Below are 14,368 nucleotides of genomic sequence, written 5' to 3'. Positions count from 1 at the left end.
TTTTTCGATTTATTGCACTTAGTCTAGCGAAGGCTTAGTCATCGGTGCCGTCGCTGTACTCGTGGCAGTTGTACTGCCCGCTTGACGAGTTTTAGCTCGTGCTTCGCGAAGAGGAGCAGAGGCAACAACCGTTACCTCAGCATTTTCTGCGGGTGCCGGCGCTTTAACCATCGGAGATGTGGTATGGCGTCCACGAGGTGCTGTTGATGTTACTGCTGCGTGCGAACTTTTCACTGTTGCAGGTTTTGCTGCGGGTGCTTCAGCGGCAGGCGCTTTGGCTGCAACAACAGGCTCTACAACAGCAGGCTCTACAACAACGGGTTCAGCAATGTCAGCCTCTTTCTCTTCAACGACAGGCGTTGCAGAGATCGCAGGTTCAACGCTCTCGTTCGCGTCTGCAACCTGAGCCTTGGCAGCCGGACGAAGCGGGAACGCTTTACCCATTGCCAGTTCAGGCATTGCAACGCCACCTAAAGTTGTTTGAACCGTTTCTTTCGTATCAACGATTTCAGCGGCTTCAGCCTCAGCAACAGGGGCAGCTTCAGCAACGTCTGCTGCTGGTTGAACGGCTTCTACGACAGGTTTAGCTGCACGACACCAAACTTTACCCATTGCCATTTCCGGAGATGCGACTCCTGAAACCGGACGGGATGTTGTTGGCTTCTCAACAATTGAAACAACATTTTCCAGATTGTCTAATGTATCTGAAGCTTCTTCAACAGCATGGCCTACAGCATCAGTAAAGGCCTGATCAACAAGGTCGGTTTTTTCAACTTTGGTATCACGCATACGACGACGGCGCTGACCGCTGGCACGTAGATGACGTGGAGAACGTCGGTTACGGCGCTGACCACCTTCCTGCTCATTATTCTGTTCTTGCTGGTCGTTATCAACCTGAACATCTTGAGCTAATGCCTCTTTGGCAACGGCAGTTCCCATTTCTTGCAAAGGAGAGGCTACTTTCTTCTCTTCCACAATTTCTGGTTGAGCTGCCGGGGTTTGTACTGGAGCAGTGTCGACATCATCTGTGATACGTACTTTTTTACGAAGCTGACGTCGCTGACGGCGTTGTTTCACTTTCGCTGCTTTTTCTTGCTCAGTCGCGCGTTGCTCGTCGTGAACAGGTTTTTCAACTTTAACTTGTTGCTCTTCCTGATGACGCGGCTTCTGAGGTTTTGTATCGTCTTTACGCGCTTCGTCACGTTCTGGACGTTGCTTCGCTTCGTCACGTTGTGGACGTTGCTTCGCTTCGTCACGTGGTGGACGTTGCTTCGTTTGCTTCTCAGCTTGTGGTTGACGCTCCTGCTTTGGTTTTTCCTGGCGACGACGCTGCTGACGTTGTTCACCATCAGTTTGGTTATCACGTTCAGCTTCCTGACGGTTGCGATCCTTACGTGAAGCATCGTCATCACGGCGGCTGTCACGACGGCTATCACCACGACGGCTATCACGACGGCTATCACCGCGACGGCTATCACGACGGCTATCACGACGCTGACGGTTGTCTTTTTCTTCTGTCGCTTTCTTCTCTGGTTCTGCTTCAGCTTGACCAGAGAAAAGGCCAGATAATGCAGAGAAAATACGGCTGAACAGGCCTGGTTGCTGCTCTGTTTCAATTTTAGCCGGTGCCTGAGGCTTCTTAGCGATTGGCGCAGGTTCTTTTGGTGCAGCAAAACCTTGCAGTACAGGCTCTTCGCGCTTTTTAACAATACGCTCTTGTTGCGGAGATTCTGCGGCTTCAGCTTCTTTCAGTTCATCGATAATTTTTGGAATGTGGTAAGAAAGGGTATCTTTCTCATCACCTTCGCGCATACGCATCACTTCAAAGTGAGGTGTTTCCATATCAGAATTAGGTACGATCACAACACGAACTTTGTGATATTTCTCAATATGTTGAACAGAGCGACGTTTTTCGTTCAACAGGTATGAAGCAACGGCAACCGGTACGATGGCCAAAACCTGCGCACTGTTGTCTTTCAGCGCCTCTTCTTCAATCAGACGAAGGATAGACAACGACAGTGATTCGTTATCACGTACAACACCGGTACCGGTACAGCGAGGACACACATGGTGGCTTGCTTCGGCCAGTGACGGGCTTAAACGCTGACGTGACATTTCAAGCAGGCCGAAGCGAGAAATGCGACCAATTTGCACGCGTGCACGGTCCATACGTACTGCTTCACGCAGACGATTCTCAACTTCACGCTGATTACGAACCGGCGTCATATCGATAAAGTCGATAACAACAAGGCCGCCTAAATCACGCAAACGAAGTTGACGAGCAATTTCATCTGCCGCTTCAAGGTTAGTTTGCAGTGCAGTTTCTTCAATATCACTGCCTTTAGTCGCACGGGCTGAGTTGATATCGATAGATGTTAATGCTTCTGTCGGATCGATAACAATGGAGCCACCAGATGGCAGATGAACGTTACGCTGGAACGCAGATTCAATCTGGCTTTCAATCTGGTAGTGGCTAAATAGCGGTACTTCACCTTCGTACTGTTTGACCCGAGACAGGAAATCAGGACGAATAAGCTTAATGTGTTCACGTGCACGATCGAAGATTTTCGGGCTATCGATAAGAATTTCACCGATATCACGACGCAGATAATCGCGAATTGCACGGGCAATTACATTACTTTCCTGGTGGATAAGGAAAGGTGCTGGGGTTGAATCTGCGGCTTCTTTAACGGCACTCCAGTGATTAAGCAGAACGTTTAGATCCCACTCCAGCTCTTCACCTGATTTGCCCACACCTGCAGTACGAACAATTAAGCCCATGCCATTTGGCAGTTCCAGCGTACTAAGTGCTGCTTTGAGTTGGGTACGTTCTTCACCTTCGATGCGACGAGAAATACCGCCGGCACGAGGATTATTAGGCATCAGAACAAGGTAGCTACCAGCCAGTGAGATAAAAGTAGTAAGCGCCGCACCTTTATTGCCACGTTCTTCTTTGTCTACCTGAACGATAACTTCCTGACCTTCTTTCAGCACTTCCTTGATGTTAGGACGGCCTTGGTAAGAGTAGTTAGCTGGGAAGTAATCGCGAGCAACCTCTTTAAGAGGAAGAAAACCGTGACGTTCAGCACCATAGTCAACAAACGCAGCTTCCAGGCTTGGTTCGATGCGGGTGATACGACCTTTATAGATATTTGCTTTTTTAGATTCGTGGCCAGGGCTTTCGATATCAAGATCGAAGAGCTTCTGCCCATCAACTAATGCGACGCGCAACTCTTCCTTCTGAGTAGCGTTAATCAACATTCTTTTCATTATATTGTACTCGTTTATTGTCGTTGTTTTAGCGAGCTAATTAAAAATGCTTTATTGGTGGTGCCGGACTCCAAGTCTTATGTACGAGTGCAGCCTCACGGCTGGAAATTCAGGAGTGCTTCTGGCAACACTTATCATCCAACGGTATCAAGATGGTTAGATCTGAAATATACAGCTGGTATCACCGCATCGACGCGGTTGTATCTATCACACCAATAAAAAATCTATAATCTGACACGCTAATAATGGCTCTAGCGACCATAACGTCTTACGCCGTGTGCTGCGTATATCACTAGAGCTGCATAAGAAATAGTCATTTAGGTGAGGTTTTGCTCACCTTGTCATTAAAGTAGGCATAATTCCCTACTCTGTACGCAATGATAGCAGGGTGACTTTTTTGCGGCAATCTGCTTTGCATGCATGATACAATCACAATCTATGAAAGAAGATAAACCAAAAGTGCAATTCATCGAGATTTCCGATGACTTTGCTGGCCAGCGGATCGATAACTTTCTCCGCGCTCGGCTTAAAAACGTTCCAAAAAGTATGATTTATCGCATTGTGCGCAAAGGTGAGGTGCGAGTAAACAAAAAACGCATAAAACCTGAATATAAGTTACAAGACGGTGATCTGGTTCGAGTCCCGCCGGTTTTTGTACCGGAGCCGGAAAATCAGGCTCCTGTCAGTACAAAGCTGACTAAAGTGGCTGAACTGGAATCATGTATCATCTATGAAGATGATCATATGCTGATCCTGAACAAGCCCACAGGAACGGCGGTTCATGGTGGTAGCGGGCTGAAGTTTGGTGCCATTGAAGCGCTGCGTGCATTACGACCGGATGCAAGGTTCCTGGAACTGGTTCACCGTATCGACCGTGATACCTCTGGTATCTTACTGATCGCTAAAAAACGTTCAGCGTTGCGCAGACTGCAAGAGCAGTTCCGTAATAAAACGGTGCAGAAGTATTACTTCGCATTGGTGATGGGCGAATGGAAAGCCAGTTGCAAAAAAGTAACCGCACCTTTATTGAAAAATGAAGTGAACAGTATTGTGCGTGTTAACCCTAACGGCAAAGCATCTGATACTCGTTTTAAAGTATTAGAGCGCTTTGAGCAGGCGACGTTAGTGCAGGCCAGCCCGGTCACTGGACGAACGCATCAAATCCGTGTTCATTGCCAGTACGCCGGCCACCCTATTGCCTGGGATGACCGTTATGGTGATCCGCGTTTTGATGCTTACACGAAAAAAGTCGGTTTGGGGCGTCTGTTCCTTCATGCGGCGAATATTAAGTTCACTCACCCGCAGACAGAGGAACTGGTCGATATCAGTGCACCAATGGATGCGACGTTAAATCGTGCAATTGAAAAATTGCGTAAGCAGTGATTGAGGTGCGAGGAGCTAGTTTCTAGAACCTCGCTTCTCGCCGCTAGAGAATATCGACGCCCTGTCTGGCGAGTTGTTCACGTAGTGCTATCAATGGTAAGCCGACGAGGGTGTTAGGATCACGGCCATCGAGCTTGTTAAATAGAGCGATACCTAACCCTTCGCTCTTAAAGCTGCCCGCGCAGTTTAATGGCATCTCACGTTCGACATAGTGACGGATCTCTTGTTCAGATAGCTTTCTGAAGTGCACGTGGAAAGGTTCACAAAGTATGTCGCTTTGTTTGGTTCTGGCATTATATAGACACAGACCGGTATAGAAGGTTACCGTTTGTCCGCTAGCGGCTTTGAGTTGCAGGCATGCGTTTTCAACTGTGTGGGGTTTACCGACAATGCGACCGTTGATGACACAGACCTGATCTGAACCAATAATTAGATGATCAGGAAAATTGTTTTCACAGGCTTTCGCTTTTTGCTCTGCTAATCTTTTAACCAGATCTTCTGCTGATTCTCCGTGAAGCGCACTTTCATCGATCTCCGGGCTGGTGGTTTCGAATGGATACTGGAATTTTTCCAGTAGCGCTTTTCTGAAAGGGGAGGTTGATGCAAGTAGCAAAGGTTGAGTCATGGTGGTATCTGATTGGTGGATGGTCACAATAGTCTAACCAGCTCAGATAAGAGAAGCGAGTTTTTCACTTTTTAGTGAGCTAGCCACTGTCATTTAATAGTGAGAGAAGGGCATCAATACTCCGGTATTGCCCCAGAGAAAGAGAGATAGAATCATGGCTAAAGAAAGCTGTGATTAAACTGCGTACAGATAGCACTAATGCTACTGTGCGGAGTAATTTTTAAACTGTTTTTGTCGGTTATTTGTCCGCTTCTAATGAAAGGAGCAAGTGGTTGAGTCACTGGTAAATAACCGTTCATCCGATGGGAAAGTGGATCTTAAACCACGACGTGTTTAAGGCAAGCAGATGAAATGGCTAAAAGCTGTTAATTCGCACACATTTCCTTTGACTCAAACAAATTAGAAGGCTAATATTCGCGCCCTATGCAAAAGGTAAAATTGCCGCTAACGGTCGATCCGGTTCGCGCTGCTCAGAAAATGCTTGATTTTGATGGCATCATCAAAACCGAGTTACTGACACGTCTGGCTGAATCCACCCAGAGCGTAGTAAGTGATGCAAACGTCACCTTGTCATTTGACTTTGACCGACGTCACCTCGCAGTTATGCACGGTCGTGCAGATGTCGAAGTGGTGTTGACCTGTCAGCGATGCCAGGAAGGGTTCAATCACACTGCTAGTGTGGAATTCTGTTATAGTCCGCTCCTCAAACCTGAGGAAGAAGATGAGTTTCCGGAAGCTTATGAGCCGGCTGAAGTCGACGAAAATGGTGAGATCAATCTGATTCAAATCATCGAAGATGAATTGATTATAGAGTTGCCTCAAATCGCAATGCATGATGAAGCTGACTGTAAAGCCAGTGGAAACATGACTTGTGGTGAGATCCCCATTGCTGATGAGCGTCCGAATCCGTTTGCAATATTGAAAAATCGAAGTTAAGAGTTTATTTAAGGAGTAGGGTTAATGGCCGTACAAAAGAGCAAAAAATCACGTGCAGCACGTGGTATGCGTCGTTCACACGATGCACTAACAACTGCAGCTGTATCTGTAGATTCAGCAAGCGGTGAAACCCATCTGCGTCACCATGTGACTGCTGACGGTTTCTACCGTGGCCGCAAGGTTATCAACAAATAAGGTTGAGCCTTGACTGGTCTAACCGTTGCACTTGATGCAATGGGTGGGGATTTCGGTCCTCATGTAATAGTGCCTGCCGCTGTGCAGGCACTGTTACAATACCCGGAGCTCAAAGTTATTCTCTATGGTGATCAAAGTGCGATCACATCTCAGCTATCTCTCCTGAATCAACCTAGCACCCCTCGAATCACCATTGTTCATAGCGAACAAACGATTGCCAATGACACACGTCCGTCACAAGCATTACGCCGTAGCCAGGGCACTTCCATGCGGATGGCTTTAGACTCCGTGGCTGAAGGTAATGCCGATGCCTGTGTCAGTGCTGGTAATACCGGGGCTTTAATGGCGTTGTCTCGCTATACTCTAAAACAGTTGCCTGGCGTTGAGCGGCCTGCATTGGTGACAGCGATACCAACTCAAAGCCAGCATAAGACCTGGTTGTTAGATCTTGGCGCAAATGTCTCCTGTGATGCCGATACTCTGTTTCAGTTTGCGGTAATGGGCTCGGTGCTCGCCGAACAATGTTTACCGTCGAAACCCCGCGTTGCGCTACTCAATATTGGTGAAGAAGAGATAAAAGGAAATGATCTGGTTAAGCGCTGTGCCGAAATGCTCAGTAGCTCGCCAGATATTCACTATATAGGCTACATTGAAGGTGACCAATTATACGCAGGCAAAGCTGATGTGATTGTCTGTGATGGTTTTGTTGGCAATGTCAGCCTGAAAACCAGTGAAGGGGTTGCGAATCTATTTATCAATAGTTTTAAGCAAGCTGTCACTGGCAATCCAATTAAACGTTTAGTGGCTAAATGGTTGTTTCGTGACCTATTCATTAGCCTCAAACAGTTGAACCCCGACCAGTACAATGGCGCAAGTCTGTTAGGATTGCGCGGTATTGTGGTCAAAAGCCACGGAAGTGCTGATATTTCCGCTTTCTCAAATGCAATTGGCGAAGCGGTACACGAGATCAAACGGCAAATACCGACAAAAATTAGTGACCGTTTGGAAGAAGTATTACTCGAGAGGCCATATTAGTCTTCATGTATAGCAAAATTTTAGGTACAGGCAGCTATCTGCCAGCCCAAGTGCGTTCCAACGCCGACTTAGAACAGATGGTCGAGACCAGTGACGAATGGATCGTTGCTCGTACCGGGATCCGTGAGCGACGCATTGCTGCGCCGGACGAAACCGTTGCCGTGATGGGGTATCAAGCTTCTTTAAACGCTATCGAAATGGCGGGTATTGATAAAGAAGAGATTGATCTTATTATTGTCGCGACGACCAGTGCCAGTCATTCTTTCCCTTCTGCCGCTTGTCAGGTTCAGGGCATGTTAGATATTAAAGGCTGTCCTGCATTCGATATTGCCGCCGCGTGTTCTGGTTTTGTCTATGCGTTAAGCATTGCTGATCAGCACATCAAGACCGGGATGGCAAAAAATGTGCTGGTGATTGGTGCTGATGCGCTTTCACATAAATGTGATCCCAATGATCGTTCAACGATCATTCTGTTTGGCGATGCAGCTGGCGCAGTGGTTGTGGGTGCGAGTGAAGAGCCGGGTATTATTTCGACTCACCTGCATGCAGATGGTCATTTTGGTGGCCTGCTAAGCCTGGCAACGCCTGAGCACGGGCAACCATTTAGTGATGACCAATGGCTCTATATGGCCGGTAATGAAGTCTTTAAAGTCGCCGTTACTCAGCTATCAAATTTAGTTAAAAACACGTTAGCCGCAAATGATATGGATAAGTCAGAGCTTGATTGGTTAGTCCCTCACCAGGCCAACTTGCGGATTATTTCGGCAACGGCGAAAAAACTGTCTATGTCCATGGATCAGGTGGTTGTTACCCTTGATCGTCATGGTAATACCTCAGCAGCAACGGTACCGACGGCGCTTGATGAAGCGGTACGTGATGGCCGTATTCAGCGTGGCCAGACCTTGTTGCTGGAAGCTTTTGGTGGCGGTTTCACCTGGGGCTCGGCATTAGTTAAGTTTTAACAAAATAAAAATTAAGGATCCTCGAATGTCTAAGTTCGCGATTGTTTTTCCTGGGCAGGGTTCTCAGGCAGTAGGCATGCTGGCTGAGCTGGCAGAAAAATTTGATGTTGTTAAGCAAACTTTTGCTGAAGCATCTGAAGCTCTTGGTTATGACCTGTGGGCATTGGTTCAAAACGGCCCTGCGGAAGATCTGAATCAGACTCACCGCACTCAGCCTGCGCTATTGACCGCATCTGTTGCTATCTGGCGTGCATGGCAAGAACAGGGTGGTGAGCAGCCAGCAGTACTGGCTGGCCATAGTCTGGGCGAATACTCCGCACTGGTATGTGCTGGTGTTATCGACTTCAAAGAAGCGGTTAAGCTTGTTGAACTTCGCGGTCAGCTAATGCAAGAAGCCGTACCCGCTGGTATCGGCGCAATGTCTGCAATCATTGGTTTAGATAACGACGCAATCGCTAAGGCATGTGAAGATGCCGCGCAAGATCAGGTTGTTTCTCCGGTTAACTTTAACTCTCCGGGCCAAGTGGTTATTGCCGGTAATAAAGAAGCCGTAGAGCGTGCAAACGTATTATGTAAAGAAGCCGGCGCGAAGCGTGCACTTCCTTTGCCTGTTTCTGTACCGTCTCACTGTGAGCTGATGAAGCCTGCAGCAGAGAAGTTGGCAGTGGCGTTAGAAAGCATCCAATTCAATACGCCGTCAATTCCTGTCATTAACAATGCTGATGTGCAGACCGAGACCGCTCCTGCTGCTATTAAGCTGGCACTGGTTAAGCAGTTATACGGCCCGGTTCGCTGGACTGAATCTGTTGAACGTATGGCTGGCGAAGGCATAGAACAACTACTCGAAATGGGTCCAGGCAAAGTACTGACTGGCCTTACAAAACGTATTAATCGCGCACTTAGCGGTGCCGCAGTCAATGATCCGGCAAGTCTGGAAGCCGCTAAGTAAGTATTAGCTTAAAGAGGAATAACAATGAGCCTGGAAGGTAAAGTTGCTCTGGTAACGGGCGCTAGCCGCGGTATCGGCCGTGCGATCGCTGAGATTTTGGTTGAGCGTGGCGCTACCGTTATTGGTACTGCAACATCTGAACATGGTGCAGAAGCCATTAGTGCATATTTAGGTGATAACGGTAAAGGTCTTGCACTGAACGTGACTTCACCTGAATCAATTGCTGATACGCTAAAACAGATCAAAGATCAGTTTGGTGATATTGACATTCTGGTTAATAACGCAGGAATCACCCGTGATAACTTGCTTATGCGTATGAAAGATGACGAATGGCAAGATATTATCGATACTAACCTGACATCTGTTTTCCGCCTGTCTAAAGCGGTACTGCGTGCTATGATGAAAAAACGTCATGGTCGTATTATCAGCATCGGCTCGGTGGTAGGAACCATGGGTAACGCCGGTCAGACTAACTACGCTGCAGCGAAAGCCGGTCTGCTTGGTTTCACCAAGTCAATGGCACGTGAAGTGGCTTCTCGTGGTATCACTGTTAACGCCGTTGCACCTGGTTTTATTGAAACTGATATGACAAAAGCTCTGAATGATGAGCAACGGGCTGCTACACTAGCTAACGTACCAGCAGGCCGCCTGGGTGATCCGCGTGAAATTGCAGCAGCAGTCGCTTTCTTAGCGTCTGAAGATGCTGCTTATGTAACCGGTGAAACGCTGCATGTTAATGGCGGCATGTACATGATTTAATCAAAAAAGTTGCAATACTTGATGACGCAAGTCAAACTCACCTTGTTTTAACGCAAAATCGTGGTTTGACCAGCAATGAGAGTCTTGCAACTTTTGCCGTAATGAATAAACTACAGCAAATCGCATTAGCGAATTCTTGTTTTAAGGAAATATATTAGTATGAGCACCATCGAAGATCGCGTAAGAAAAATTATCATTGAGCAACTAGGCGTAGACGAAGCAGAAGTTAAAAACGAAGCTTCTTTCGTTGACGATCTAGGTGCTGACTCACTAGATACAGTTGAACTAGTAATGGCTCTTGAAGAAGAATTCGATACTGAGATTCCTGACGAAGAAGCTGAAAAAATTACTACAGTTCAAGCTGCAATCGACTTCGTAAACAGCGCTTCTGAGTAATAAAAAGAACTTCCCCCAGGCGGTCACCATGACCGCCTGATTTTTTTTAAGTCTATTAAACCCCCCTCAATACCCGGAGAAATTAATCGTGTCCAAACGTCGCGTAGTTGTTACTGGCATGGGTATGCTAACTCCTGTTGGCAATTCGGTTGAATCTTCTTGGAAGGCTTTACTATCTGGTACCAGTGGTATTAGTACTATTGAGCACTTTGATGCTAGCTTGTTTGCTACTCAATTTGCCGGAACGGTAAAAGGCTTCAATCCTGAAGAATACATGACCAAGAAAGATGCTCGTAAGATGGATTTATTCATCCAATATGGCATTGCTGCTGGCGTGCAAGCATTAAAAGATTCTGGCATTGAAGTGACAGAAGAAAACGCACACCGTATTGGTGTCGCTATCGGTTCTGGTATTGGTGGTCTTGGTCTTATTGAATCGAACCATCGTGCATATTTGGAAAAAGGTCCGCGCAAAATTAGCCCGTTCTTTGTTCCATCGACAATTGTAAATATGATCGCTGGCCACATGTCTATCATGCATGGTCTACGTGGTCCTAACATCGCTATCGCTACTGCTTGTACTACTGGCCTTCATAACATTGGCCATGCAGCACGTATGATTGCCTATGGCGATGCAGACGTTATGGTAGCAGGTGGTGCTGAAAAAGCATCCACTGAACTAGGCATGGGCGGCTTTGCTGCAGCAAAAGCACTTTCGACTCGTAACGATGATCCACAAGCGGCTTCACGTCCTTGGGACAAAGACCGTGACGGTTTTGTGCTGGGTGATGGCGCAGGCATGATGGTTGTTGAAGAATACGAACATGCAAAAGCGCGTGGCGCTAAAATCTACGCTGAATTGGTTGGTTTTGGTATGAGTGGCGATGCGTATCACATGACATCACCAACACCAGACGGCTCTGGTGGTGCACTGGCGATGGAAGCAACCCTTCGTGATGCGGGTATCAATGCTGACAAGATCGGCTATATCAATGCTCACGGTACATCAACACCTGCAGGTGATATTGCTGAAACGCTTGGTATCAAGCGTGCTATGGGTGCGGCAGTGAATGATGTATTGGTCTCTTCAACCAAATCAATGACCGGTCACCTGTTAGGTGCCGCGGGTTCTGTTGAAGCGATTATTTCCGTGATGTCTCTTGTTGATCAGGCGGTACCGCCCACAATCAACCTTGAGAACCCAGATGAAGGTTGTGATCTTGATTACGTTGCCGGCGAAGCGCGCCAGGTAAACCTTGAGTACGCACTGTGTAACTCATTTGGTTTTGGTGGCACAAACGGTTCTTTACTGTTTAAGAAAATCTAGCAATAACCTGATATCATAGAACGGCCCGATACTCATGTATCGGGCCGTTTTTTTATGCAATGTAACCATGTTATGGGTAGGCGTCAGAATGGTACTGATAAACGGCAGCGAACAGACTACCGTGCCGGTTGCAGATCGCGCGGTGCAATATGGTGACGGCTGCTTCACCACCATTTTAGTGGAGCAGGGTAAACCTCAATTATGGCCGTTACATCTGCAGCGATTGCAAAAAAATGTCTCGGCGCTTTACATTGCAGAACCCGATTGGGGGATGCTGGCTCGGCTCGTGCATCAGCGAGCGGCAAGCTACTCTGACAAAGGGGTGGTTAAGGTACTGATCAGTCGTGGTGTCGGTGCCCGGGGTTACAGCGCTATTGGCTGTGATGATACCCAGGTGGTCGTATCTGACTTTGCCTGGCCGCAACATTACGCTCAGTGGCAGCAGCAAGGAATTGAACTGGGTGTCAGTCAGCAACGATTGGGGCTAGCGCCGATGTTGGCCGGGCTTAAGCATCTGAACCGTCTGGAACAGGTATTGCTGAAACGAGAGGTTGAATGCAACGGTTGGCAAGACGCGGTGGTACTGGATGTAAATGGGCATGTCATGGAAACGACGGCTTCGAATGTTTTCTGGCGTAATGGCAAGACTATTTATACCCCGGAACTCGATATGTCAGGTGTGCATGGCGTGATGCGGGCCCATATTATTGAGCTGATTGCAGGTACCGAGTATTGTCTAGAGTTTGTCAAAAAACCGATAGAGGGATTGCTTTGCGCCGAGGAAATCTTTATTACTAATGCCCTGATGGCGTTAGTGCCTGTGACAAAAATAAATGGTTGTGGTTTTCCTGAGCGCACAGCGCTCAGTGTATTGAACAAGAGGTTGTATTCGTGCTAAAGAAGTTGGTTATTGCTGTAGTGGTGTTGGGAGTGATTGCCGCAGGAGCCGTTGGTTGGTCATATCAACAAGTTAAGGCCTCACTGGAGCAGCCTGTCATTAACAACCAGGAAGTATTTATCACGGTTAAATCAGGAACCAGTTTTCGGGGTTTATTGAATCAGCTGGCAGATGCCCAAGTGATCACTCCTTCGCCGTGGATGCGCTGGATAGGCAGAATCGACCCTCAGCTGACTCAGATTAAAGCGGGTACCTATCAAGTTTTACCGGCACAGAGTTTACGTGATGCGCTCACCGTGATTACGTCAGGAAAAGAGCACCAGTTTGTGATCACTCTGGTCGAAGGTGACCGCCTGGTCGACTGGCTGGCTCAGCTCAGCCAGGCACCGTCATTGGTACATAAAACGGCAGGAATGTCAGAAGCTAAAATTGCCAAAGCCATCGGTGCCGATGTCGAAAAACTAGAAGGCTACCTGCTGCCGGAGACCTATCATTACACCGAAGGTACTACGGATCTTGAACTGCTAAAGCGTGCTTATAATAAAATGACCGCTCTGCTGGTGGATGCCTGGCAGGCACGTGATAATAAGATCCCGCTCAAATCACCTTATGATGCCCTGATCATGGCATCTATTATTGAAAAAGAAACGGCAGTAGATTCAGAGCGTACATTAGTTTCGTCGGTATTTATGAATCGCCTGGTGAAAGGAATGCGACTGCAAACGGATCCAACCGTGATCTATGGTATGGGCGATAAATATGACGGTAACATCCGCAGAAAGGATTTACGCACCCCAACGCCTTATAACACCTACACTATTTTTGGCTTGCCGCCGACACCCATTGCGATGTCGAGCAAGGCTTCTGTTCTGGCCGCAGTGAATCCAGATACAAGTACATACCTTTATTTTGTGGCTGATGGAAAAGGCGGCCATAAATTTTCAAAATCACTCACAGAGCATAATCGCGCTGTTCGAGCTTATTTAAAGACGCTAAGAAACTGATGACTGGTAAATTTATTGTAATTGAAGGCCTTGAAGGGGCAGGTAAAAGCACGGCTATTAATCAAGTGATTAATACTCTGGCAGCACACGGTATTGATGATCCGGCATCAACTCGAGAACCCGGTGGTACGCCGCTTGCTGAACAAATGCGGGCATTGGTAAAAGAAGGTCATCCTGATGAGCCATTGACCGATATGGCTGAGCTGCTTTTGCTCTATGCCGCACGTATTCAGTTAGTTGATAACGTCATTAAGCCTGCCTTGGCCCAAGGTCGGTGGGTCGTTGGTGATCGTCATGATATGTCATCGCAAGCTTATCAGGGGGGCGGCCGAGGCTTCGATAAAGCCTTGATGGAAAACCTGCGTGATACGGTACTGGGCGATTTTCGTCCGGATCTGACTATTTACATGGATATCGACCCTGTTCTTGGCCTTGAGCGTGCGCGTGGGCGCGGCGAGTTAGACCGTATCGAGCAAATGAATATTGATTTCTTCCACCGTGCCCGTGCGCGTTTTCTTGAACTGTCTGAAAATGATCCGAATGTATTAGTTATTGATGCGAGTCAGTCACTTGAAGCCGTTACCGCTGATATTGCCCAGGCATTAACTCGATGGTTGGAGCAGCAATAA

At 47.5% G+C, this 14,368-nt stretch carries 14 protein-coding genes; 12 read left to right on the top strand and 2 right to left on the bottom strand.

The annotated features are described in order from the left end of the window. Window positions 1–18: 18 nt before the first annotated feature. Complete coding sequence (gene rne / locus L4D76_RS05095) at window positions 19–3,261, bottom strand: ribonuclease E (protein ID WP_428439957.1); 3,243 nt, start codon at window positions 3,259–3,261, stop codon at window positions 19–21. A 447-nt stretch (window positions 3,262–3,708) separates the two neighbouring features. On the opposite strand from rne, the gene rluC reads away from it, so the two are divergent. Continuing rightward, window positions 3,709–4,653: a 23S rRNA pseudouridine(955/2504/2580) synthase RluC gene (gene rluC / locus L4D76_RS05090; protein WP_428439856.1), complete on the top strand. Its 945-nt coding sequence runs from the start codon at window positions 3,709–3,711 to the stop codon at window positions 4,651–4,653. Between the two features lie 43 nt (window positions 4,654–4,696). Here rluC and L4D76_RS05085 read toward each other — a convergent pair whose 3' ends face one another. Next, window positions 4,697–5,278: a Maf family protein gene (locus L4D76_RS05085; RefSeq protein ID WP_428439956.1), complete on the bottom strand. Its 582-nt coding sequence runs from the start codon at window positions 5,276–5,278 to the stop codon at window positions 4,697–4,699. 423 nt (window positions 5,279–5,701) lie between these two features. Here L4D76_RS05085 and yceD point away from each other — a divergent pair, with 423 nt between their 5' ends. The 11 genes from yceD to tmk all read left to right on the top strand — a co-directional run bounded on the left by yceD (window position 5,702) and on the right by tmk (window position 14,368). Continuing rightward, window positions 5,702–6,214: a 23S rRNA accumulation protein YceD gene (gene yceD / locus L4D76_RS05080; protein ID WP_428439855.1), complete on the top strand. Its 513-nt coding sequence runs from the start codon at window positions 5,702–5,704 to the stop codon at window positions 6,212–6,214. A 24-nt stretch (window positions 6,215–6,238) separates the two neighbouring features. After that, window positions 6,239–6,409 (top strand): 50S ribosomal protein L32, encoded by a 171-nt coding sequence (gene rpmF / locus L4D76_RS05075; RefSeq protein WP_006231206.1) that lies wholly within the window; start codon window positions 6,239–6,241, stop codon window positions 6,407–6,409. A 9-nt stretch (window positions 6,410–6,418) separates the two neighbouring features. Then, window positions 6,419–7,444: a phosphate acyltransferase PlsX gene (gene plsX, locus L4D76_RS05070; protein WP_428439854.1), complete on the top strand. Its 1,026-nt coding sequence runs from the start codon at window positions 6,419–6,421 to the stop codon at window positions 7,442–7,444. A gap of 5 nt (window positions 7,445–7,449) precedes the next feature. After that, entirely contained in the window at window positions 7,450–8,406 is a 957-nt protein-coding gene (locus L4D76_RS05065; RefSeq protein ID WP_428439853.1) for a beta-ketoacyl-ACP synthase III, read from the top strand. Between the two features lie 25 nt (window positions 8,407–8,431). Then, the gene (gene fabD / locus L4D76_RS05060; protein WP_428439852.1) at window positions 8,432–9,355 is read left to right on the top strand and encodes an ACP S-malonyltransferase; all 924 of its coding nucleotides are present in this window, start codon (window positions 8,432–8,434) and stop codon (window positions 9,353–9,355) included. Between the two features lie 24 nt (window positions 9,356–9,379). Further along, complete coding sequence (fabG, locus tag L4D76_RS05055) at window positions 9,380–10,114, top strand: 3-oxoacyl-ACP reductase FabG (RefSeq protein WP_428439851.1); 735 nt, start codon at window positions 9,380–9,382, stop codon at window positions 10,112–10,114. A gap of 159 nt (window positions 10,115–10,273) precedes the next feature. Then, window positions 10,274–10,510, top strand: a complete 237-nt coding sequence (acpP, locus tag L4D76_RS05050; RefSeq protein WP_428439850.1) for an acyl carrier protein — start codon at window positions 10,274–10,276, stop codon at window positions 10,508–10,510. A gap of 88 nt (window positions 10,511–10,598) precedes the next feature. Further along, on the top strand, window positions 10,599–11,837 hold the full coding sequence (fabF, locus tag L4D76_RS05045; RefSeq protein WP_428439849.1) for a beta-ketoacyl-ACP synthase II: 1,239 nt from the start codon (window positions 10,599–10,601) through the stop codon (window positions 11,835–11,837). 88 nt (window positions 11,838–11,925) lie between these two features. Then, window positions 11,926–12,735 (top strand): aminodeoxychorismate lyase, encoded by an 810-nt coding sequence (pabC, locus tag L4D76_RS05040; protein ID WP_428439848.1) that lies wholly within the window; start codon window positions 11,926–11,928, stop codon window positions 12,733–12,735. After that, window positions 12,729–13,739, top strand: coding sequence for an endolytic transglycosylase MltG (mltG, locus tag L4D76_RS05035; RefSeq protein WP_428439847.1), 1,011 nt, complete (start codon window positions 12,729–12,731; stop codon window positions 13,737–13,739). The genes pabC and mltG overlap by 7 nt, the downstream gene beginning before the upstream one ends. Continuing rightward, the gene (tmk, locus tag L4D76_RS05030; RefSeq protein WP_428439846.1) at window positions 13,739–14,368 is read left to right on the top strand and encodes a dTMP kinase; all 630 of its coding nucleotides are present in this window, start codon (window positions 13,739–13,741) and stop codon (window positions 14,366–14,368) included. The genes mltG and tmk overlap by 1 nt, the downstream gene beginning before the upstream one ends.

This window comes from Photobacterium sagamiensis (genome assembly GCF_050337085.1).
In the GTDB taxonomy this organism is placed as follows: Bacteria; Pseudomonadota; Gammaproteobacteria; order Enterobacterales; family Vibrionaceae; genus Photobacterium; species Photobacterium sagamiensis.
The sequence above is the reverse complement of the archived record's forward strand: the minus strand, read 5'-3'. Positions and strand labels throughout refer to the sequence as shown.

Excerpts from the sequence above, each read along its gene's own strand:
- rluC (WP_428439856.1), top strand. The coding sequence starts at position 3,709 with ATGAAAGAAGATAAACCAAAAGTGCAATTCATCGAGATTTCCGATGAC.
- pabC (WP_428439848.1), top strand. The coding sequence starts at position 11,926 with ATGGTACTGATAAACGGCAGCGAACAGACTACCGTGCCGGTTGCAGAT.
- rpmF (WP_006231206.1), top strand. The coding sequence starts at position 6,239 with ATGGCCGTACAAAAGAGCAAAAAATCACGTGCAGCACGTGGTATGCGT.
- rne (WP_428439957.1), bottom strand. The coding sequence starts at position 3,261 with ATGTTGATTAACGCTACTCAGAAGGAAGAGTTGCGCGTCGCATTAGTT.
- L4D76_RS05065 (WP_428439853.1), top strand. The coding sequence starts at position 7,450 with ATGTATAGCAAAATTTTAGGTACAGGCAGCTATCTGCCAGCCCAAGTG.
- fabG (WP_428439851.1), top strand. The coding sequence starts at position 9,380 with ATGAGCCTGGAAGGTAAAGTTGCTCTGGTAACGGGCGCTAGCCGCGGT.
- yceD (WP_428439855.1), top strand. The coding sequence starts at position 5,702 with ATGCAAAAGGTAAAATTGCCGCTAACGGTCGATCCGGTTCGCGCTGCT.
- fabD (WP_428439852.1), top strand. The coding sequence starts at position 8,432 with ATGTCTAAGTTCGCGATTGTTTTTCCTGGGCAGGGTTCTCAGGCAGTA.
- tmk (WP_428439846.1), top strand. The coding sequence starts at position 13,739 with ATGACTGGTAAATTTATTGTAATTGAAGGCCTTGAAGGGGCAGGTAAA.
- L4D76_RS05085 (WP_428439956.1), bottom strand. The coding sequence starts at position 5,278 with ATGACTCAACCTTTGCTACTTGCATCAACCTCCCCTTTCAGAAAAGCG.
- acpP (WP_428439850.1), top strand. The coding sequence starts at position 10,274 with ATGAGCACCATCGAAGATCGCGTAAGAAAAATTATCATTGAGCAACTA.